This is a genomic window from Pirellulales bacterium, from assembly GCA_019694435.1.
In the GTDB taxonomy this organism is placed as follows: domain Bacteria; phylum Planctomycetota; class Planctomycetia; order Pirellulales; family JAEUIK01; genus JAIBBZ01.
Map to the genome: position 1 here is coordinate 50,901 of JAIBBZ010000011.1, position 20,617 is coordinate 71,517.

At 65.4% G+C, this 20,617-nt stretch carries 18 protein-coding genes; 8 read left to right on the forward strand and 10 right to left on the reverse strand.

All coding sequences use genetic code 11. The annotated features are described in order from the left end of the window. Positions 1-67: 67 nt before the first annotated feature. Together K1X74_10660 and K1X74_10665 are read right to left on the reverse strand one after the other, a co-directional pair. Positions 68-1,012: a ribose-phosphate pyrophosphokinase gene (locus K1X74_10660; GenBank protein ID MBX7166795.1), complete on the reverse strand. Its 945-nt coding sequence runs from the start codon at positions 1,010-1,012 to the stop codon at positions 68-70. A 168-nt stretch (positions 1,013-1,180) separates the two neighbouring features. Continuing rightward, positions 1,181-1,924: an NTP transferase domain-containing protein gene (locus K1X74_10665; GenBank protein MBX7166796.1), complete on the reverse strand. Its 744-nt coding sequence runs from the start codon at positions 1,922-1,924 to the stop codon at positions 1,181-1,183. 276 nt (positions 1,925-2,200) lie between these two features. Between K1X74_10665 and K1X74_10670 the strand changes: the two genes are divergently transcribed. The 5 genes from K1X74_10670 (at position 2,201) to K1X74_10690 (ending at position 8,521) form a co-directional block, all read left to right on the forward strand. After that, positions 2,201-2,881 carry a hypothetical protein gene (locus tag K1X74_10670; GenBank protein MBX7166797.1) on the forward strand — a complete coding sequence of 227 codons (681 nt, stop codon included), beginning with the start codon at positions 2,201-2,203 and terminating at the stop codon, positions 2,879-2,881. Positions 2,882-2,989: 108 nt separating this feature from the next. Next, positions 2,990-4,291, forward strand: coding sequence for an aminotransferase class I/II-fold pyridoxal phosphate-dependent enzyme (locus tag K1X74_10675; GenBank protein MBX7166798.1), 1,302 nt, complete (start codon positions 2,990-2,992; stop codon positions 4,289-4,291). Between the two features lie 74 nt (positions 4,292-4,365). Then, positions 4,366-5,214: a class I SAM-dependent methyltransferase gene (locus K1X74_10680; GenBank protein ID MBX7166799.1), complete on the forward strand. Its 849-nt coding sequence runs from the start codon at positions 4,366-4,368 to the stop codon at positions 5,212-5,214. 375 nt (positions 5,215-5,589) lie between these two features. After that, positions 5,590-6,726 carry a glutamine-hydrolyzing carbamoyl-phosphate synthase small subunit gene (gene carA / locus K1X74_10685; GenBank protein ID MBX7166800.1) on the forward strand — a complete coding sequence of 379 codons (1,137 nt, stop codon included), beginning with the start codon at positions 5,590-5,592 and terminating at the stop codon, positions 6,724-6,726. A 133-nt stretch (positions 6,727-6,859) separates the two neighbouring features. Then, positions 6,860-8,521, forward strand: coding sequence for a glycosyltransferase family 39 protein (locus K1X74_10690; GenBank protein ID MBX7166801.1), 1,662 nt, complete (start codon positions 6,860-6,862; stop codon positions 8,519-8,521). On the opposite strand, the gene K1X74_10695 is transcribed toward K1X74_10690, so the two are convergent. The 4 genes from K1X74_10695 to K1X74_10710 are packed head-to-tail and all read right to left on the reverse strand — an operon-like array spanning position 8,518 to position 12,966. Continuing rightward, entirely contained in the window at positions 8,518-9,816 is a 1,299-nt protein-coding gene (locus K1X74_10695) for a hypothetical protein (GenBank protein ID MBX7166802.1), read from the reverse strand. The genes K1X74_10690 and K1X74_10695 overlap by 4 nt on opposite strands. 33 nt (positions 9,817-9,849) lie before the next feature. Then, positions 9,850-10,761: a hypothetical protein gene (locus tag K1X74_10700; GenBank protein ID MBX7166803.1), complete on the reverse strand. Its 912-nt coding sequence runs from the start codon at positions 10,759-10,761 to the stop codon at positions 9,850-9,852. Next, positions 10,758-12,059, reverse strand: coding sequence for a formylglycine-generating enzyme family protein (locus K1X74_10705; protein ID MBX7166804.1), 1,302 nt, complete (start codon positions 12,057-12,059; stop codon positions 10,758-10,760). The genes K1X74_10700 and K1X74_10705 overlap by 4 nt, the downstream gene beginning before the upstream one ends. 40 nt (positions 12,060-12,099) lie before the next feature. Continuing rightward, the gene (locus K1X74_10710; protein ID MBX7166805.1) at positions 12,100-12,966 is read right to left on the reverse strand and encodes a hypothetical protein; all 867 of its coding nucleotides are present in this window, start codon (positions 12,964-12,966) and stop codon (positions 12,100-12,102) included. A gap of 385 nt (positions 12,967-13,351) precedes the next feature. Here K1X74_10710 and K1X74_10715 point away from each other — a divergent pair, with 385 nt between their 5' ends. Genes K1X74_10715 through K1X74_10725 form a run of 3 tightly spaced genes read left to right on the forward strand, consistent with a single transcriptional unit; the run spans position 13,352 to position 15,851 of the window. Continuing rightward, a complete protein-coding gene (locus tag K1X74_10715; GenBank protein ID MBX7166806.1) occupies positions 13,352-13,690 on the forward strand; it encodes a hypothetical protein in 339 nt (112 codons plus the stop codon). Between the two features lie 56 nt (positions 13,691-13,746). Next, entirely contained in the window at positions 13,747-15,168 is a 1,422-nt protein-coding gene (locus K1X74_10720; GenBank protein MBX7166807.1) for an iron-sulfur cluster-binding protein, read from the forward strand. Beyond that, on the forward strand, positions 15,165-15,851 hold the full coding sequence (locus K1X74_10725) for a lactate utilization protein (GenBank protein ID MBX7166808.1): 687 nt from the start codon (positions 15,165-15,167) through the stop codon (positions 15,849-15,851). The genes K1X74_10720 and K1X74_10725 overlap by 4 nt, the downstream gene beginning before the upstream one ends. A gap of 6 nt (positions 15,852-15,857) precedes the next feature. On the opposite strand, the gene K1X74_10730 is transcribed toward K1X74_10725, so the two are convergent. The 4 genes from K1X74_10730 to K1X74_10745 all read right to left on the reverse strand — a co-directional run bounded on the left by K1X74_10730 (position 15,858) and on the right by K1X74_10745 (position 20,615). Then, positions 15,858-17,339 carry a B12-binding domain-containing radical SAM protein gene (locus K1X74_10730; GenBank protein ID MBX7166809.1) on the reverse strand — a complete coding sequence of 494 codons (1,482 nt, stop codon included), beginning with the start codon at positions 17,337-17,339 and terminating at the stop codon, positions 15,858-15,860. Positions 17,340-17,363: 24 nt separating this feature from the next. Further along, positions 17,364-18,659: a glycosyltransferase family 2 protein gene (locus K1X74_10735; GenBank protein MBX7166810.1), complete on the reverse strand. Its 1,296-nt coding sequence runs from the start codon at positions 18,657-18,659 to the stop codon at positions 17,364-17,366. Positions 18,660-18,801: 142 nt separating this feature from the next. Next, a complete protein-coding gene (locus K1X74_10740; protein ID MBX7166811.1) occupies positions 18,802-19,227 on the reverse strand; it encodes a rhodanese-like domain-containing protein in 426 nt (141 codons plus the stop codon). 95 nt (positions 19,228-19,322) lie between these two features. Further along, complete coding sequence (locus tag K1X74_10745; protein MBX7166812.1) at positions 19,323-20,615, reverse strand: acetyl ornithine aminotransferase family protein; 1,293 nt, start codon at positions 20,613-20,615, stop codon at positions 19,323-19,325. Between the last annotated feature and the right edge of the window lie 2 nt (positions 20,616-20,617).

A 20,617-nucleotide genomic window follows, 5' to 3' on the forward strand; every position in this document is an offset into this window, starting at 1 on the left:
GCGCGGGGGTTCGCTGCCCGTACGGCCCGGCACACGCAACCGGTTCCTGGTCGATCAACCAAGTCGATCAGCCGAACAGCCGGCTGACCGACTCGTTGCGATGAATCCGCTTGATGGCCTCGCCCAACAACGGCGCGACGGTGCGGACCTTGATCTTGGGCAGCAACTGGTGCGGCTTGAGCGGAATGCTGTCGGTGATCACCACGCTTTGGATCGGTGCCGACTCGAGCCGTTGCACCGCCGGACCACACAGCACGCCGTGCGTGGCGGCCACGTGGATTTCCCGGGCCCGGGCTTCGTGCAGCACTTGTGCCGCGCCGCAGATCGAGCCGGCCGTGCTGATCATATCGTCGAACATCAGGCAGATTTTGCCTTCGACCGGCCCGCCGATGATGTTCTCGTGGCGGACTTCTTCGGCGCTCGTGCGTCGCTTGTCGACGATCGCCAACCGGCCGCCGAGCCGCTTCACGTGCCCCAGGGCGCGCTTGATGCTGCCTTCGTCCGGGCTGACGATCACGATGTCGTCGGTCTTGAAGCCCATCGCCTGGAAATACTCATTGAGTACCGGCGAGGCATAGAGGTGGTCGACCGGGACGTCGAAAAACCCTTGAATCTGCGCGGCGTGCAGGTCCATGGTCAGCACCCGGTCGGCGCCGGCCCGGGTGATGACGTCAGCGACGAGCTTGGCGGTGATCGGTACCCGGCCCGAGTCCTTGCGGTCCTGGCGGGCATAGCCGTAGTAGGGGATCACGGCGGTGATCCGCTCGGCGCTGGCCCGCCGGCAACTGTCGATCATGATCAACAGTTCCATCAGGTTTTCATTGACCGGCGGGCAGGTCGGCTGCACGAGAAACACGTCGCGGCCGCGGACGTCCTCGTCGATCTTGCAGGAGATCTCGCCGTCGGGAAAGTTGCCGATCGAGATATGGCCGAGCGGCAAGCCCAGGTACTCGCAAATCCGCGAAGACAACTCCGGGTTTGCCCGACCGCTAAAGATTTTCAAGTCGTTCATGGCGCCGTTGCCACCGAAAGCATGATCCGTTTCGTGCCGGAGCCCGAAGGCATGGCCGCGGTGAATTCGCTGCGGAATCGAACCTATCGTCATGGCGTCGGACGTAACGAAAGTCGTATCCGGGCAGCGGGCGCGGTGCAGGTGAACCGCCAACTGCCGGTGCGGCCGCTAATGCGTCAAAGTACGCATGGCGGCCTCCACCGCCGCCAACTCATCGGGGGTATTGATCGACAGCGCCTCGATGGGCTGTAGCACCGGCAACGCGCGCACGTCTTTGCCTTCGCGCAGCAGCACGCCGGGACAATCGGTCAAATAGTATTCGCGCTGAGCGTTGTCGGCTCGAATATGATCGAGCGCGTGCAGCAGCTCGGCCGCGTCGAACACGTAGGTGCTCAAGTTGACTTCGGTGATTTGCCGCTGCTGGGGCGAGGCGTCTTTCTCCTCGACGATGCCGACAAAGCGGCCTGCATCGTCGCGGAGGATGCGGCCCAAGCCTTGGGGGTTTTCCTTGTGCGCGGTGCCCAGCAGGCACGCCGGGCGCGTCCGTTCGAACTCGTCGAGCAGGGCCCGCACGCTGGCGGGCTGCAGCATAGGCGAGTCGCCGGCGACGACGAGGACGGGGCCCTGGTGCGCCGCGAGAAAGTCGCGGCACATCATCACGGCATGCCCGGTGCCCAATTGTTCGCGCTGTTCGCAGAACAACAGGCCGCTGCGTCCCGCGAGGGTCTCGCGGACCAGCTCCGCCCGATAGCCCACGACGACGGCGATCTGCTCGACCCCGCCGGCGACCAGGGCGTCGAGACAGAAATCGACCATGGGCCGGCCCGCGACAGGGATCAGCACCTTGGGCAGCTCGGACTTCATCCGGGTGCCCTTGCCGGCAGCCATCACGACCGCAACGCTTCTTCCCATTGCTGGGGTGCTTCTCCCGTCGGCGATACGGCGCCTGTCCGCCCCAAGCGGCGGCGCCCCTGCATCATTCTTACCACCGACAGCGCAGCCAAGCGTGCCGGCCGGAGCAAACGGCTATCTTGGCAGGTAGGCGTGGGGCATGCCAGTGGGTGGCCGGCCGAAACTTGCGGGCACCGCGGCACTGGCGCCGGCGGGGGATTTGTCCTGCCGGCAAAAAATGCACAACCGGCAGGTTCGATCCTTGCCGCTGTCGATTCCGCGTGAGGAGACGAGACGATGAAACGGTACTTGCGACGCTTGGCAGTGGTGCTTGCCGTCACCGGTGCTGGCTGGGTTTGTGCGGCAGGGCGCGTGTTGCCTCCGCGTCAGTTTGAGGTGTCGATCAATGGCGAGACTTTTCAAGTCGAGGCCGACCGCCGGACGACACTCACGAGCCGCAAGACGCCCGGCACCAAGTACGAGGTGGCCGTGCGCGTGGCGCCCGCACAACGGGCGTCGTTGGGGCGGCTACGACTGAGCTACGATCGCGGGTTCGTCGCGTCGCTCGATGCCGAGCCGCCGGGGGCAACGCTGACGCTGACCCACGAGTTGGGGTTTACGGTGACGATCGCGGAATTGGGCCCGGCACACGACGAAACAGCGCAGCGGCGCGTGCTGAGCCAGTTGGTGGACGTCATGCGCGCGGCGTCGGCCAAGGCCGCCCAGGGCGACGTGCAGGTCGGATCTCCCGCGGATACCGACACCGATCACGGTTCCGGGCAGGTGGTGACGCTACGATTTCGCGACCGGAGCGAACAAGATCGCGTCTGCGCGGTCTATGTGTTGAATGTCGGCCGCGTCGCCTGCTCCTGCGTCGCCCAGGTGGCCGATGAGGTGGCGGAGGACGCCCAACCCTTGGTCGACGCGGTGCTCGATTCGCTCGAGGAGGAGCGTTCCGGCCAAAACGGCAATCCGTAAGACCCTGTGGCCTGCGCGATCCTTGGCCCGCGGCCCTGCGCGCGGGTATTCTTGATTTGGGGATCCATTGACCGACCGATCGCAGCTTCCGGCAACCTGACGGCATCCATGACCGAACCCAGCGCCCCGAACGGAACGCCCGCCGACTCCCGCCCCCTGGAGATCCAAGTCTCGGAACGGGTGAAGCGATTGCCGCCCTATTTGTTTGCGCGGATCAATGCGCTGAAGTACCAGAAACGCCGCGCGGGAGCCGATGTCATCGATCTGGGCATGGGCAATCCCTCGGATCCGCCCGCGCAGATCGTGATCGAAAAACTGGCCGAGGCAGCGCGCGACGAGCGCAACCACGGCTATTCGCAAAGCCTGGGCATTCTGAACCTGCGTCGCGAGGTGGCGGCCAAGTATCTCAAGCGCTGGGGGCGACGGCTCGACCCCGAAAGTGAAATCGTCGTCTGCCTGGGCTCGAAGGAAGGCTTCAGCCACATGTGTCTGGCCCTGCTGGGGCCGGGCGACACGGCGATTGTGCCGGCACCTTCGTATCCGGCGCACATGTACGCCGTGGCGTTGGCCGGAGCGAACGCGATTCAGCTCGAGGTGGCCGATAGCGAGAAGTACCTCTCGAACGTGGCTTACACCTGCGAACATCTCTATCCGCGGCCGAAACTGCTGATCCTCAACTACCCGCACAATCCTTCGGCCGTCACGGTCGATCCGGAGTTTTACGCCGATGCCGTGAAGCTGGCGAAAAAATACGGGCTGATGGTGATCAGCGACCTGGCCTATGCCGACTTGTGCTTCGACACGTATCAGGCCCCCAGCTTCCTCTCGGCGCCTGGTGCGCTCGACGTGGGCGTCGAGTTCACGACGATGAGCAAGGGCTACAACATGGCCGGCTGGCGCGTCGGCTATTGCGCCGGTAACTCGCAGATGGTCCGCGCGCTGTCGACGATCAAGGGCTATTACGATTACGGCATGTTCTTGCCGATTCAGGTGGCCGCGATCGTGGCCCTGCGCCATACCGATGCCGAGGTCGAGGCGCAATCGAAGATCTATCAGCGCCGCCGCGACGTGCTCTGCGAAGGGCTGCGCCGCTTGGGCTGGCAAATGGAGACGCCGCGCGCCGGCATGTTTGTCTGGGCGCAGATCCCTGAATACTGGCGCAAACAGATGGACTCGATCGACTTCGCCATGAAGCTGCTCGAAGAAGGCGACGTAGCCGTCGCGCCGGGGGGCGGATTCGGACCGGCGGGAGAGGGTTTTCTGCGACTGGCCATGGTCGAGAACGAGAATCGGCTACGGCAAGCAGTCCGACATATTGGCCGCTGCCTGGGCAGCGAGGTGGATCGGGCGGCAGATGTGCCTGGCTCGGGCGATTCGGGCGTCCTGCAGGGCGGCAAGGCCGTGAGCTAGGCTTGCTTGCGGCGCCCGATGTGCGATGTGTACATAAGTGCACTTAATGGGCGCCCCCCGCAGGCGGGCCGCCCATGCAGATCGACCAATTTGAGCTCCATGCCCGGATCGAGCAACGCCATTGGTGGTTTGTTGCCCGGCGGCAAATCGTCCGCAGTCTCATCGAGCAGGTGGTCCCCCCGCACCAGGGCCATCTGGTGCTCGACGTTGGTTGCGGCACCGGGGCCAATCTAGCCGCCTTGTCCGATGGGTACCGTTGCGTGGGGGTCGATACCTCGGCCGATGCCGTGCATCTCGCGGCACGGAGGTTTCCCTGGATCGATTTCGTCCATGGATTTGCCCCGGATGATGTGCCCGAGGCGATCGAGCAGGCCAGCCTGGTGATGCTCAACGACGTACTGGAGCACGTGCCGGACGATTTCGAGCTAATGTCGCGATTGCTGGCGGCGGTGAGGCCGGGTACGCATCTGCTGGTCACGGTGCCGGCCGATATGTGGCTCTGGTCGCCGCACGACGAGAGTTTCGGGCATTTTCGACGTTACGAGCAGTGGCGATTCGAGCGCGTTTGGGCAGGGCTGCCTGTCGAACCGCTGCTGGTCTCGTACTTCAACAGCCGGCTGTACCCCGTCGTGCGCTGGGTACGCGAACGGAACCGCCGCCGCGGCAGTGTACAAGGCGAAGCGGGCACCGACTTTCGCATGCCCCCGGCACCGATCAATGCGGTGCTGACCCGCTGGTTCGCCGGAGAAGGCAACGTGTTGCTTCGGGCCCTGCAGCGGCGTCAAGGCGGCTACCGCACGGGGGTGAGCCTGATTGCCCTGCTACGACGCGGGGAAGGCGTCTGCGAGCTTCAGCACCGGCCGGCCGACGTCGAGGAAGACGTGCATTTCCCGCTGCACGCCGAATTGTCGGCGGCGCACTGAATCGCTTGCACACCGCGTCGTGCCTGCTGGTCAACGTGCGCCCGCGCGGATAGACTTGAGCCCGTCTGCGGTTGCGCGCCCGCGCAATAAAAAAGAGGGCTCTTGTTCGCCGGTACAAGAACCCTCTCAAAGAGGCTGTCCGAACTTTGCAAACCAAGGTTTGCTCGGCCCGGAGACCCACAGCCGTAACTGGGGTATCGGGCAAACGTGGCCGCCGACTTGAGTACGGCGTGATCCGCGGACGCCGAGCGTGTTTGCAGGGAGGCCGGCGGTGGCACGCAGGCGACAGGCCGGCAGGGGTTATGCGGCCTGCAGCGATTGCGCTGCCGGCGACACAAACCAACAAGTCCAACTCAGCGAGGAACCAGCGCAGCGATGAGCATCCCCGCCAAACTCGCCCTGGAAGACGGCACGATCTTTCGGGGCATTTCTTTCGGTGCCCAAGGCGAGGTCGACGGCGAGGTGTGCTTCAACACCTCGATGACGGGGTACCAGGAGATTTTGACCGATCCGAGCTACCGGGGTCAGATCGTCACGATGACCTACCCGGAGATCGGCAACTACGGCGTCAATCACGAAGACGTCGAGAGTTCGAAGCCGCATCTGGCCGGGTTCATTGTACGCGAGTACAGCCGCCGCAAAAGTAATTTCCGCGCCGACGGCGATTTGCACGATTACCTGGCGCAATACGGAGTTCCAGGTTTGGCGGGCATCGATACCCGTGCCTTGGTCCGTCGCCTGCGCATGCGCGGTGCGCTGAAAGGCGTGCTGTCGAGCACCGACCTGGACGAAGGCCGGCTGGTGGCCAAGGCGCAGCGCAGTCCCGGCCTGGTGGGGCGCGACCTCGTGCAGGAAGTGATTCCAGCGCAGGCCCGCGAGTGGTCCGAGCCGCTCAGCACTTGGACGCATCTCGACGGTGCCCCGAGCGTCGAGGCAGGGGCCGGCGATCGGCCGCACGTCGTAGCTCTCGACTATGGGATGAAGTGGAACATTGCGCGGCACCTGGTCGATCAGGGATTTCGCGTCACGGTGCTACCTGGCAAGGCCACGGCCGAAGACGTGCTGCGGCTGGAGCCCGACGGGGTGTTCCTGTCGAATGGTCCCGGCGATCCGGAGCCGCTCGAATATGCGATCCAGACCATTCGCGGCATCATGGGCAAGCAACCGATCTTCGGTATCTGCCTGGGGCATCAATTGTTGTCGCTAGCCTGCGGTGCAAAGACCTTCAAGCTGAAATTTGGACATCGCGGCGCCAATCAGCCGGTGATGAATCAGCAGACGGGCTGCGTCGAGATCACCTGCCAGAACCACGGCTTTGCGGTTGACGAGTCGTCGTTGCCCGACGAGCTGGAAGTCACGCACCGGAATTTGAACGACCAGACGGTCGAGGGCGTGCGCCACCGACAATACCCGGCGTTCAGCGTACAGTATCACCCCGAGGCATCGGCCGGCCCGCACGACAGCCACTACTTGTTCCGGCATTTCCGCGAATTGGTCATCGCCGCGCGGTAGGGTGCGCATGCAACGCAAGCGTTCCAGTTCTCCGCGTGCGCCTCAATCCCATTCGCCGGCGGATCGGTCCGTTGCACCAGCGGGCGCCCGGTCTTGGCTGCGGCAGCACGGCGCCGAGTTGGGGCTGACGCTGTTGGCGGCCCTTTTGATCCTGCCGAATCTGGGCGGCACTTGCCTGTGGGCCGACGAGGGTGACACCGCCGTATTTGCCCAGAGCATTCTGGTCAACGGCGTGCCGAAGGCCTGGGACGGCCGGACGTTTACCGACTCGGACGGCGGCAAACGTCTCAACGAGCAGTTGATCCAAGTGGTGCATCCATGGGTGCCGTTCTACCTGGCGGCCGCTTCGATCGGTCTGTTGGGCGATACGAGTTTCGCGGCGCGGTTGCCGTTTGCTTTGGCGGGCATCGCTACGGCGCCGCTGCTCTATTGGCTGGGCCGCCGGCTGGGCATGAATCGCCGCACGGCTTGCCTGGCGGTCGTGCTCCTGCTGCTGAGCGTGCAGTTTCTGATCTATACCCGCCAGGCGCGCCACTATTCGCTCAACATGATGTTGAGTTGCCTGATGTTGTACCTGGCTCTCGACCTGGACAAACGCTGGGGGCGCGTGGCGTTCGCCGTCACCGCCATCGTGTTGTTCCACTGTCATCCGCTGCCGGCCTTGGCGCTGCTGGGCGCGGTCGGCTGCCTGGCTGTTGCGGTTCCCGAGCTACGAAAATACGCGGTCGGGTGCGTCTGGACGTTTCCGGTGATCGTGCTGTGTACCGTGCCTTGGCTCACGTTGAGCGTCGTAGGTCTGCAACAAAACTCGGCATTTCCGCAGCGGTTCGAGGTCGTAGGCTATCGCCTTTGGCAGTTTTTCGTTGAGATCAGCGATCTGCTTCCCTGGCTGCTCTGGCTGGCGCTGCTGCCTTGGGTGCTCTGGCGCGGCGATCGCGCCGTGCGAACCAGGCTGGCGATTATCCTCGTGGCCCTGGCCGCGATTATGGCCGTCACCGTCGCCACGCAGAGCTGGTATCACATGTGGGACCTGGGGCTGCGATATGCGTGTGCCTGGCTCCCGTTGGGGGCGCTCGTGACGGCCACGCTGATTGCCGAGGTGTCGCGCGGGGCGGTCTGGATCGAGGTCGTCCTCGTGGCCATCTGCACGCTGACGCACTGGTTCGACGACGCGCTCCCCTGGCTGGTGCTCAAGCCACGGACGGCCATCGAATACCAGTTCCACCTGCCCGGCACGATCACGTCACGACTGTTTCGCACCGAGGTGCCGGCCTTCCTGCCCGAATACTGGTCGCGCAACGCGGGCGTCGTGACCAGCCTGTCGGCCTACCTGCGCGGCCATGCGAAGCGGGACGATCTGCTGATCACCAATTACGAATGGGAGCCGCTGTATTTCCATACCGGGTTGAAGCAGGCCTATAAGGTGCTTCCTCAGTACGACTGCGTGGGCGCCGCACGCCGTCACAACCTGCCGGAGTATGTGTTCAGCACTCAGGGCGCGCGGTGGGTCGTCTGGCGGCCGATCTGGGACGGATACATGGACTATCGCCTGACCCAGGTGCGGCAAGAACTCGAGCAGCAGGGGGCCCGATTGCAACTGGTTCACGACGTGCGCGACACGCGTTGGGAAAACCGCGAAGGGGTGCATTTCCGCCGCTTTCCAAACGTCGGCCAACTGTATTTCGTCTGGCTGGGCCCCGGAAAGCTGGGAGTGAACCCCGATTGGGGCCGGGCACAGATCTATCGCGTGACTTGGCCGGACGCGAATCCAAGCCAGCCACGGACCAGCGATTAGCGCGGACCAGCCGACGGGTTCGGTGCCGCGTCGCCTAGCAGCACTTCGATCACTTCGAGCGCCGCCAGTCCGCGCTCAGGAGTCGAGCGATCGTCGCCTGCGTTGAAGTGCTCCCAAACGGCCAGCGCGTGCCGCAGGTATTGCGCCTTCGACTCTTCGATCAGGTTGGGACCCAGCCGTTCGAGCACGGTGGGCCAAAGTTGCTTGAGCGCGGCCAAAGCGGCCTGCTTGCCGGCGATGGCCTCGAAGACCACGTCGTCGAGCTGTTCGAGCGCCTGGAGTGCCCGTGGACAATGGACGGCCAGTTGTTGCGAAGGATCGCTGTACAGATCGTCCCGCGCGGCCAGCTCGCTCACCGCGGCAACGACTGCAGCCGGCGAGGTCGCATGCGACTTGTCGCGGCGCCCCGTGCGAACCGCACGGTGGGCGCTCGCGCCCGCAGCCGGCGCCTTGGGCTGCTGACCCGCGCCGGCTGCGACCGACTTGGCCGATTGGCCGATGGCGCCAATCAAGGTCTCCCAATCGCGGCGCGCCAGGCAATGGTGCACGAGTTGCCCCCAGGTGGAACGGGGCGCGACGCCAGCTTCGTTCGCAGAGAGCACCGTCCAGCGCTCGCGCCGGGCATGTCGCAACTCCTCGCTCCGAGTCGACCAGCAATGCACCAGGAACGGTCTGCGCGAGGAGTACCTCAGCCCAGTCGTAAACGTGCAACGCAGCCGCGCCTCGAGCGGCAAGCATGCGACGGCCGCCGCGAGAAAACGCTGGGGCCGCTCGGGCAGCACCAGTGCCAGGTGGCCGCCCTGCGACAGCACTTCGACCGTGGCGGCCAGCAGGTCGTGGCCCAAGCCGCTCACGACGTCGGCCACGAGGTCGGTGTCGATCGCGGCGGCCTTGCCCGCCAGGCTCAGGGCCGGCAGTTCGGCCGGTGGGTCGGGCAACACTGTCCATATGCCCTGGGCGAGCAGGGCCCTGGCCAGCACCAAGGGCTGCCGCGCGAAGCGCGCCAAGAGGTCGTCGTCCAGGATCAGGCATTGCGTGTAGATGGCCGAGCCCCCGCGAGCGCTGTACTCGCTTCCGGCGGCCACGCTGCGCGACAAGCACCAGTTGCCGCTGGGCAGCCCGTGGAAATTGAAGCACTCGGCGTCCGTGGCCTGGCTGTCGAGCGCGTCGTGCGACGGACACCACGTGGCCAGCGCCTTGGCGTCGGCGTCGGACAAACCGCGGCTGCGCGCAACGAGGTGATAGCCGGCCGCGTGGGCCGTCTGGCGCGACGTAAAAATTGCTTGCTCGATCAAGTGCGTGTCACTCCGCAGCGCGTCGGCTTGGCGCTATGCCCGCAGCCGCTCCATCAACCAGGAGAACGGTTCGACGACGCCGCGGGGCTCGATGCGCAGCGGAATGCGCTGCAGATTCCCGCTGGGCAGGTGGCGATAAGCGCAGGCGCCGGCCACGCTGGTGGCGAAGAACCGGAACTGCTTATAGCGCTGCGCGCAAATCTGCCAGGCCCCGGAGAGTTGGGTCTGGGCAAAGGCGAGCGGGTCGTCGAAGCAGGAGGCCGACTGATCGGCCTTGGTAAAGACCAGCGCGACGGGGCGCTGGGACCAGCCGTTCTTGGGGTCGTCGTTCAATTCGACGAGATACGACAGCAGCTTCATCGCGAAGTAATCCTGGTTGCGATGGCCCTCGAGCGCCTGCGAAGCGTCGACCAGGACCAGCACGCCGGCGCATTTGTGCAACAGCGACTGGATGACGGGATACGTGTGCGGATGATCGACCTCTTCGAGCAGCGCCTCGCCGGCCAGGTCGGGCATCACAAGTTCGGCCGGTCGCCGCAGCTTCGGGTCGCGAATATGACAGTGGACCCAGTTCCAGCGGTCGGGCTCGTTGGGGGTCTTGTCCGGAAACTGGCATTGTTCGAGCGCGGCGATCGTCGTCTGCTGCAGGGTGACGGAAAAGGCGCCGCGGGCCAGCAATTGCAAGTCGGGCGTCTGCCGCGACAGGATGTCCATCAGCATGCCCAAATACACCGTCTTGCCGACGCCGCTGGCCCCCAGCGTGGCGATCAGCCGCGGTTGCACCTTTTGATGCGCGGCCTGGTGGCTGACCGCCATCGGCGCGCAGCAGTGTCGGCAATACTCGGCATCAAAAGTGTTTGGACCGTCGCAGATGTAGCACGGCACCTGGACCGCGTATTGCGCCAGGCGATACGAATCGAGTTCGAGCGTGACTTCGCGATTCATGCATGCATCTCCGCCAGGGTTTCGGCGCACCGCGGGTCAGCGCTTGCGCAACCCGCGGCGATCGATTCGTCTGCAAGGTCTGCGGCGGCCGGCAGATCGACGGGATTCAGCTCTTCGCCGGCGCCGGCGTCACTGCCCATGGCCAGCTCGCCCATGCTCACGGCGCACCGAAAGCCCACGTTGTGTTTGCGGGCCAACGGGTCGTCGCCGCTGCGGAACTGGCAAGTGGCCTGGCACGGGAAGTAAGTGTCGAAGGCGCCACCCCGTAGATTACGCAGCGGTGCGGCCAGAATCAGGTCGTCCTGGTCGTCGCCGTAGGCGCCGGCGGTCCATTCCCACACGTTGCCGACCATCTGGTGGACACCGCCCACGCTGACGCCCGTGGCGAAATCTTGCACTGCGGCCGTGCCGGTGCGCGCGCCCCACAGGTTGGCGCGGTTGCGCTCGAAGCCATCGCCCCAGGGGAATTTGCGGCCCGGCCGTGTGTTGCCCGAGCGTTGCGCGGGCCAACTGGCGGCCTTTTCCCACTCGGCATCGGTGGGGAGCCGCTTCCCGGCCCAGCGTGCATAGGCGCAGGCCTCGTACCAGCACACCCCGACGACGGGATGATCGTCTTCGCCCTCGGGATAGTTGCCGTCGTGCCAGCCGCGCGGCCCGGGATGGCCTGTCCGATCGGTGAAATCGAGCACCCCGGGCCAAATCTGTGGATCCCACAGTCCCATCTGCTCGTAGCCTCCGTCGGCGATGAAGGCGCGGTACTGCGCGTTGGTCACGGCGAAGCGATCGATCAGATACGAAGCGACGCGCACCACGCGCCCCTGTGGGATCGTTTCGGGGCTGTAGCACTCGGCGCCGGACGTCGATCCGTCGCCGACCCAGACTTCGCCTTCGGGCACGAGGGCCATCTGGTCGGCCAATTCGGCGAGCGTGCGCTCAAGCTGTTCGGCCGTGAGATTCTCGACGATCTCGGGACGCAGCAAGAGCGCATGACGGCCGTGCCGCAATAATTGATCAATGAGTTGTGCGGAAGAGTTGCCCGGCTTTTCGGCCACGGGCGGCGGCGCTGCCTTGGCCGGCGCGCTGGCGCGGCAGGCCACGGGTTGGGCGACTTTGCGCCAAACTGCCGCCAATCGCCAACCGCTGTAGACCAGGCCCACGCAGCCGGCAACGACGGGAAGCAATTGCTGTTTGCCGAGGCCCAACGCGCAGGCGGCGAGGCTCGCTGCCAAGGCGACCAGCAACACGACACGACGACGTCGGCAATAGCACCACTCGGCGAATTGGCGGAGGCGCGTCATGGCAAACCGGCTCCTGTGCGTGGTCGTTTCCGAAAGGATGCTAATCTGTCGGCGTACCGGCCGACTCGCGGCCTCGTCGTCGGGCACGATCTTTTTGCAGCTTTTCGAACTGCAACATCACGGCATTGATCGCCGGATCGCGCTGCGCGACGGCCACGGCGCCATAAACCTCGGTCGTCGCCGAGATGCATCGCGCGCCGGCCTGCACGGCTGATTCGTGATCGGCGACGAGCATCGCCTGGCGTTCGAGCACTTTGCGCAACTGCCGCAGCTCGCCGGCCCATTCGGCGCGCTCTTCGGCCATCTTGCGGCGCTCGAGCGTGAGGTTTTCGGCCATCTCCGCGGTGCGGTTGCGGACCGCTTCCAGCTCGGCTTCCAGGGTGTCGCGCTCGTGTTCGACGGCGGCCAGGCGCTCGACGATTTCGGCTGGTGGCGCCGCCGCCTCGGCGGCGAAGTGCTCGGATTGGCGTGCCAGCTCTTGCTGGGCACTTAACAGATCGGCCAAGGCGGTGTCGCGCTGAATGGCAACGGCCTCGCATCGCTCGGCCAGTTCGTCGCAGCGCTGCGCAAGTTCGGTGTGTTGCCGCTCGCCTTGGGCTTGCAGCTCGGTTTGGCGGCGTTCGATCTCCGCTCGCAGCTCGACCAGTTCTGTCTGCTGGGCGAGCAGACGTTGATCCTCGGTGTCGAGGCGCGCTTCACGCAGCTCGAGCTGCGACTGGCGCTGGAGCAATTGGTCACGCAACGCCGCCAGCTCGGCCAGTTGCTCGTCGACAACCTGCCGAAAGCGGTTGCCGTCAGACAACAGCTCGGCAAACACCTCGCTGACCGGGCTCCACGAACGAATTGGTTCGCGCCCGGCTACGGGCTCGCTCGACGCGCAGCGGCGTTCATCTGCGACAAGCGTCACGGTATGTTAGGCCTCGATGGCCGTGCAGCGGAACCGCATTGGTCCGCCGGCGGCCGACCGTGCCAACATGGCTCGGGCGAGCGCCGGAGTGCGGGCCTGGACCAGAAAGGGAACCCGCTTTCGGAAACCTAGGTCACAAAAGTCGATGCGGCAAATGGACGTCGTTCTCCGGCCTGGAGGTAACGTTTACTCCGCAGGTGCGCCTTATGATTGGGTGCCGACGCAGGCACTCGCCGTGCCGGCCCCCCCTTTGCGGTCGGGGCCGAAATATGACAAGCTTTGGTGCAGGCCGGCACTGCGATTGCCGGCCTGCGTTCGCACGGCAACTGGCGCGGGCACGCCTGGCGCCGGCAACCGGAACATTCAGCGCAAGAGGAGAATCACCATGCCACGACAATTGAAGCGGATGTCCCAGGTCCTCGTGTTGGCTTTGCTGCTCGTCGCGGCTGCGGGGAATACGGCCCAGGCCGCACGGCTGGGCCTGCTGTGCCCGCCACCGGATTGCTGCACGAAGACGTTCACGGTCATCGTGTGCCATCCGTGCACCGGCTGCGAGATCCCGATCGACCTGTGCATTCCGTGCTGCTGCGACGGCTGCCCCGTGGTCAGCGAGCGCTGCACGCTCATCGGCGCCGGCCTGGTTCGCTACGACTGGTGCTGCGGATTCACGGCCGTGATTCGCTTCGACAAGTGCGGCGGCTACAAAGTGCATTACCGCGGTTAGCCGCCTGCGGGCGGGGACTGTAGTCGCATCCTCGGGCCGGCGTTATTATGCCGGCCATGATCGACTACACCCGGCAAGAGCATCACGAGTTTCTTGCGGCGACTGACGAAGCGCTGGCCAACGCCAACTTGCAGTTGGCGTTGAGCCGGCTGGGCGACACCTTGGGCAGCCGCAATCGCGAGGCGTTTGCGCAACTGCGCGAATCGAGCCTGCTGCGCGAACGTGCGCGGGCGATCAAAGACGCGACCCTGCTGCGACTCGAAGAACACCTGGCGACGCTCGAGCGCAGTATCCTCGCTCGTGGCGGCCAGGTGCATTACGCGGCCGACAGTGCCGACGCCTGCCGGATTATCGGCGACCTCGTCGAAGCCGCCGGCGGGCGCAAAGTCGTCAAGTCGAAGTCGATGACGACCGAGGAGATTCACCTCAACCGGGCGCTCGGCGAGCGCGGCATCGACGTCGTTGAAACGGATTTTGGCGAGTACATCCTGCAAGTCGCCGAGCAGCGCCCCAGTCATCTCGTCGCCCCGGCCGTACACTTGACCGTGGGCAACGTGGCCGAGATTCTCTCGAACTCGGCGGGACGGGCGCTACCGGCCGATGCCCCGCAATTGGCTGCCTATGCCCGGGAAACGCTCCGCGCCGAGTTTGCCTCGGCCGACGTCGGGATCACCGGGGCGAATTTCGCTGTGGCCGAGACGGGGACGATCGTGCTCGTTTCGAACGAGGGGAATGCACGGCTCACCGTCAGCCTGCCGCGGGTGCACATCGCGGTGATGGGCATGGAAAAGGTGATTCCCCGGTTGGCGGATCTGCCCGTGTTTCTCAAAGTCCTGGCACGCGCGGCCACGGGCCAGAAGCTGTCGATTTACACGTCGCTGATCACCGGCGCGCGCCGCGCAGGCGAACTCGACGGGGCCGAGCAATTTCACCTGGTCGTGCTCGACAACGGGCGCTCGCGGATCCTCGGTGGTCCGCTGCGCGAGAGCCTGTTCTGTATCCGTTGCGGGGCCTGCTTGAATGCTTGTCCCGTGTATCGCAATATCGGCGGTCATGCCTATGGCGGCGTCTATGCCGGGCCGATCGGAGCGGTGCTCACGCCGCTCTACGACGGTCTGCAGGCAAATCCCCACTTGCCCCATGCGTCGAGCTTGTGCGGCGCGTGCCAGGCAGCCTGCCCGGTGAAGATCGCCATTCCCGAGATGCTCATCAAGCTCCGCGAGCAACTGCACGACGATCCGGCGACCGGCAGCAAGTTCGAAGCGCTCGTCTATGGACTCTGGGCGCGCGCGATGCGGCGGCCTTGGGCCTACCGGTTGGCTACGTGGCTGGCGACGCGCACCGTGGGGCGGTTGAAACGCGGCTCGCCGTGGTTGCGCCGTTTGCCCGGTGTCGGTGGCTGGACGGCGGCCCGCGATTTTCCAGCGCCGGCTGCACAACGGTTTCGCGACTGGTGGCGCGAGGAGCAGCGGGGATGAATCGTGACGAGTTTTTCCAGCGCGTGCGGCAGGCGACCCAGTCCGGCAGCCGCTTTCACGTCGCGACGCGCGGGGACATTCCGGCGAGCATCGGCTACGTCGGTGGTGGCGACGATCGCGTAGCATCGTTCGTGCGCGAGGCCACGGCCGTCGGCGGGACGGCGGTGGCCGTCGACGATTGGATCGCGGCCCGGCACCAGGTGCAGGAGTGGATCGAGCGGCACGGGGCGCGGCACGCGCTCTGCTGGCAGCATCCTGTCCTCGAGCAATTCGGCTGGCAGGATCTCGCGGCCGAGTTGGGCTTGACCGTGGCCGACTACGCGGCGCTGGCCGAGATACAACCGTCCGCTGCCAAAGCCGCGATGCTGGCGGCCGACGTCGGCGTCACCAGTTGTGAATGTGCCGTGGCCGAGACCGGTTCGCTCGTCATGCTTGCCCGGCCGGGCCACGAGCGGCTCGCCAGCCTGGCGCCCAAGGTGCACATTGCAATCGTCGCCGAAAGCCAAATCGTCGCCGATTTGTTCGACGTGTTCACTCGGCTCGAAGCCGCGGGGCTCGATCGCCTGCCGAGTAACGTCACGCTGATTACTGGTCCGAGCAAGACCGGAGACTTGGAGCTGAAATTGACCACCGGCGTACACGGACCAGGGTTCTGGTACGTCGTCGTCGTGCGCGGCGTCTAGTTCGTCTCAGGCAGCCGTGCGCGAACCGGGAGTCCGCGAGCCGGGCGACGAAATCGTGTGTACCTGTTCGTGCGGCTGATCGGCGCGCAGCTCGGACCGCTGGTCGAGCACCGGCAACGGGTCGGTCGCCGGCGCCGCAGCGGGCTCGGCCTTCGGCGGGGCTTGCAAGCCCAGGTGCTTCAGCCACGGCCAGAGCAACAAAGCGTTGTCCTGCAGATACGGCCAGCGGAAGTAGTAGCTCGTAAAACACTTGGCGTGCCATTGCTGCACTTCTTCGGCTGTCAGGTGCTGGTACTTCATCACCGGCGTGTAGACGCTGTACTTCGAGTAGTCGAAGCTAGCGACCTGTTCGCGGACCTGCTGGAAGAACTCGGTACCGGGGTAGGGGGTGACGATGTTGAAATTCGCGAAAGTCGGGTTGACCGACTTCGCGTATTTGAGCACGTTGCGGATCGACTGCGGCGTGTCCTCGGGAAAGCCGATCATGAACCCGGCGACCGTGCGAATGCCCAGCTCGCGGCACCGGGCCACGAACTCCCGCTGCTTGTCGTCCTTGATCGGCGCGCGCTTATATTGCTTGAGCGTCGTCTCGGCCGGCGTTTCGATGCCTACCGTGATGCTCACCAGGCCCACTTCCTTGAGCACTTTGAGCGTTTCGGGCCGGAGAATGTCGATCCGCCCCTCGATCGAGAATTGAACTCGCTTGGGCAGCTTGCCGAGATGCTCGGCCAGCGCGAGCACCCGCTTGCGGTCGAGCCCGAACAGCGGATCGCGGAACTTGAACGAGCGAAAGGCGTATTCGCGCATGCCGTGGCGGATTTCGGCGACCACCTGTTCGGGATCGCGGAACCGCGTGGCGTTTTCCATGATGATGTACGGGCAATAGTTGCAACTGAACGTGCAGCCGCGGCTCTGCTGGACCAGTCCCGTGGGAAACTGCCAGAAGTCGTAAGCGATCTTGAACCGCTGCGGCTGGAACGGCGACCAGTCGGGCCAGGGCAGGTCGTCGAGGTTCTTCACCGTGCCGACCTCGACGATCCGCTGCGGCGATTCGAGCACCTCGTCGAGCTTCCACAGCAGTTGCTCGGGCTCGCCTTTGACCAGCTTGACGTCGAGATTTGCGAAGGCCTCGGGCAAGGTGTAGGCCACGAGTCCCGTGACGAGTACGCGCGGCCGCGGCGTTTGGGCCAGGGCCTGCTGCATGGCGGCCACTTCCAGGTCGAGCGTCACCAGCGCAGGATTGAAGACGTACAGGTCGGCGCCGGCGGGGAGCTGGTCTTCGGCATACTGGACCGTGTGGCCCAGGCGGCGAAAGATCGCGGCCAGGTACGCGAAATTCAGCGACACGGGGCGGCGGTCGCGCTTGTACATCTGCCTCAGGAACCAGCCGCGGGCGCCGCCGTGACCCTGGTACATGCCGACGCCGTAGCCGCCGGCGAAATCCTTCGAGATGTCCCGTTTACGGGTGTCCCAGAGCACGACGTGCATCGACACGGTTCCTTTCTTGCAAACTCAAACTTGAGCGACATCGCCGGTCCGCACCGATCGTGAATGCGGTCGTGGCGGAGTGAACGATTCTGCCGCACTTGTTGCGCGGCCCAACACGGCGACTTGTCCGCCGCGGAGAAAGCGATAGGTCACGCCGCGCCAGGTGACACAGCGACCATTCAACGCAGACATCCAGCCGGCCCAGTGCACGAGCGTCGCCAGCGGCGCGGCGAGGCAGTCGAACACGGCCCACGCCCGCAAAGTTGGCCAGGCCTGGGGCAGGCATGCTTGCAGAATCGCCTGCCGCACGATGCCGCGCGCGACGAGCAACAGGTAGATGCTCAGCGTGGCCGCCAAGGGCATGGTCCACCACGCCGCACCGCTCAGCGCGCCGAACAGGGCCAGCACCAGGCCGCCCCAGAACGCCCCCACGGCGATTGCCAGAATCATGCCAGCCAGCCAGAAATACTTGGGCACGTTGAACCGCGCCATCATGTACTGACGGCGGATGAACTCGAGGCTCTGACCCAGCGAGACATCGAGCGGCGAAGCGACCATGCACTCGGGCACGAACTCGATCTTCAGGCCGGCCCTGGCCAGCACGCGGCTCGCGACGAGATCGTCACTGACCGCGCCATACCAGGCATCGTGCAGGTCCAGGCGGTCGAACGTCGCGCGGGCAATGGCCCAGGAGCCTCCCCAGACGAGGTGATGGCCGCCTGGCCCCAACATCGAGGCGACGCCCGCATTGATCGAATAGAGCAGCGCGTTGCCCAACCCCGCACGCTGCGGCACGAACCAGCGATATCCGGTGGTGGCGCCGCACTCCAGCCGTTCGAGCCGCGCCACGAGGCGAGTGAGCCACGATCGCTGGGGCCGCGCATCGGAATCGGCGAAAGCAATCGTCGAGATCGCCGGCGACAAATGGGCCGTGGCCGCGAGCAGATTGTGGACCTTTTGGCCGCCGTCGGCGGCGCGTCCGGCAACGACCAGCCGCGCGTCGAAGCTGGGGAATTCGGCGAGCATCTGGCGAATCGTCGCCACGGCGGGGTCATCGAGCGACTCGACGATCAGGGCCAATTCGTAGTTGCCGTGGTCTTGTTGAAACAGTGGCCGAAGGTTTTCGGCCAGGCCCGTTTCCTGGCCTTTGCAAGGCACGCACAGCAGCACGCGCGACGGCGCCTCCGGTGCAGTCGCCGGGGTACGGATGCGGCTGACCGCAAAGCGGCGATGTTCCCAGGTCTGGAGTAGGCCCAGCAGTGCCTGGATCAGGCCTGCGAAGGCAACCGTGGACCAACTGAGGAGCACGAAGCTCGACATCCCGGGCCATCCTTGGCGCAGGGGGGCGGAGAACGGAGAAATACAGGGTGCGGCAAGCTAGCCGGAGCCGGCGTAGCGGGTCAAGGCGGCGAAGGTCGACGGGTGCTAGCGATGCTGGCGCGTGGATCGCAGCGCAGGGCGGCTAGTCGCCCTCGGCATGAGCGAAGCCAGCCACGACGAGGTCCTTGTATCCCGGCTTGAGCGGGCGAAAGTCGTAACCTTGCGCCTGTTCGAGGACGTCGCATGCCAGCAGGCAGCGATGGCCCGACGCGCAGTGGACGTAGATCGGCTTGTCCTTGGGCAGATCTTCGAGCAGTCGGGCCAGCGCGGCAGAATCCTTGGCCGCTTTCCCCAGCACGCTGAGCGGCAACAGCGTCGCGCCGACGATGTGTCCTTTGCGCCACTCCTTCAGTTCGCGCACATCGATCAGAATCGCCTTGTCCTCGTCGACGAGCTGTTTGACCTTGTCGATCGGATCAGGCGTGTGTTTGCGCTCCTCGGCAGTGGCGCTGGCGCTCGGCAGCAAGGCGAACATCAAGAGCGCGAAAGTCAGTTGCCGCGTTGTCATGTGTCGTTCAGGCTCCCAAATCTCGACGGCCGATCATCTTGCGGGGAGCATACCAGAACCCGCCTCGGCTGGCATGGGGGAAAGCCCCCGGTGGGCTAGCGGCTGGCGCCGGTCGCCTGCAGGGCGCTGGCCAGCACTTGCAGTGCCGTCTCGCATTGCGCGGATGTAACGCACAGCGCAGGGCAGAACCGGATTCCGGCCGGCCCGCAGCCCAGCAATAACAAGCCGCGCTCAAAGGCTTCTTGCAGGACATCGTCGCGGCGCCGCGAGTCGGGTTGCCCGTCGGTGACGACGTCGCAGGCCAGCATCAGGCCGAGGCCACGGACGGCCGTGATGGGCAGGCCTTGCGCGGCCAATCGCGCGAGGCCTTGGCAAAGCTCGTCCCCGCGTTGGCGCGCCTGATCCAGCAAGCCACGATCGATCAGGTCGAGCGTCGCCAGTGCCGCGCGGCAACTGATCGGGTTGCCGCCAAAAGTCGAGGCATGTGCGCCCGGCGGCCAGTCCATCAGCTCGGCCTTGGCCACGACGGCCCCCAGCGGCATCCCGCTGGCCAGACCCTTGGCGAGGCAAATCACGTCGGGCACCACGCCAAAATGCTCGCAAGCAAACATCCGGCCCGTGCGGCCGATGCCCGACTGCACCTCGTCGGCCACGAGCAGAATGCCGTGGCGATCGCAGACGCGTCGCAGCATCGGCAGGAAGTCGGCGCTGGGAACGCGATAACCACTCTCGCCTTGGATCGGTTCAACAAACACGGCCGCAACTTCCTCGGCCGGGGCGACGTGGGCCAACACGCGCTCAAGCTCACGCTCGTCGCAGTCGTAGGTTGCGTGGTGCACGCCTGCCAAGAGCGGCCCAAACCCCCGTCGATGGATGGCCTTGCTTGCGCTGAGCGACAAGGCGCCGCAAGATCGCCCGTGAAACGCGCCATAGAAAGCGATCAATCGGCTGCGGCCGGTGTGGTACCGGGCCAGCTTGATGGCGGCCTCGATGCTTTCGGTTCCGCTGTTGGCGAAGAACACCCGTTTTGGCTCTGCGCCGGGGGCGAGCCGTGCCAGGCGTTCGGCAAGTTCGATCTCGGGACGATAGAAGAAATCGGTGCCCGACATGTGGATCAGCTTGCCGGCCTGATCGGCGATCGCGGCCACGACCTCGGGATCGCAATGACCGGTGGCCGTGACGGCGATCCCGGCGGTGAAATCGAGGAACCGGTTGCCGTCGACGTCCTCGATCACGCAGCCCCAGCCGCGTTCGGCCACCAGCGGATACTGCCGCGTGTACGACGGCGACAAGACCTGGTCGTCGCGCGCGATGAGCGCGGCGGCCTTGGGTCCCGGCAGTCGGGTAACTAGCTGCGGAGCAGTCTGTAGTTCGGCGGTCGTGGTCATGC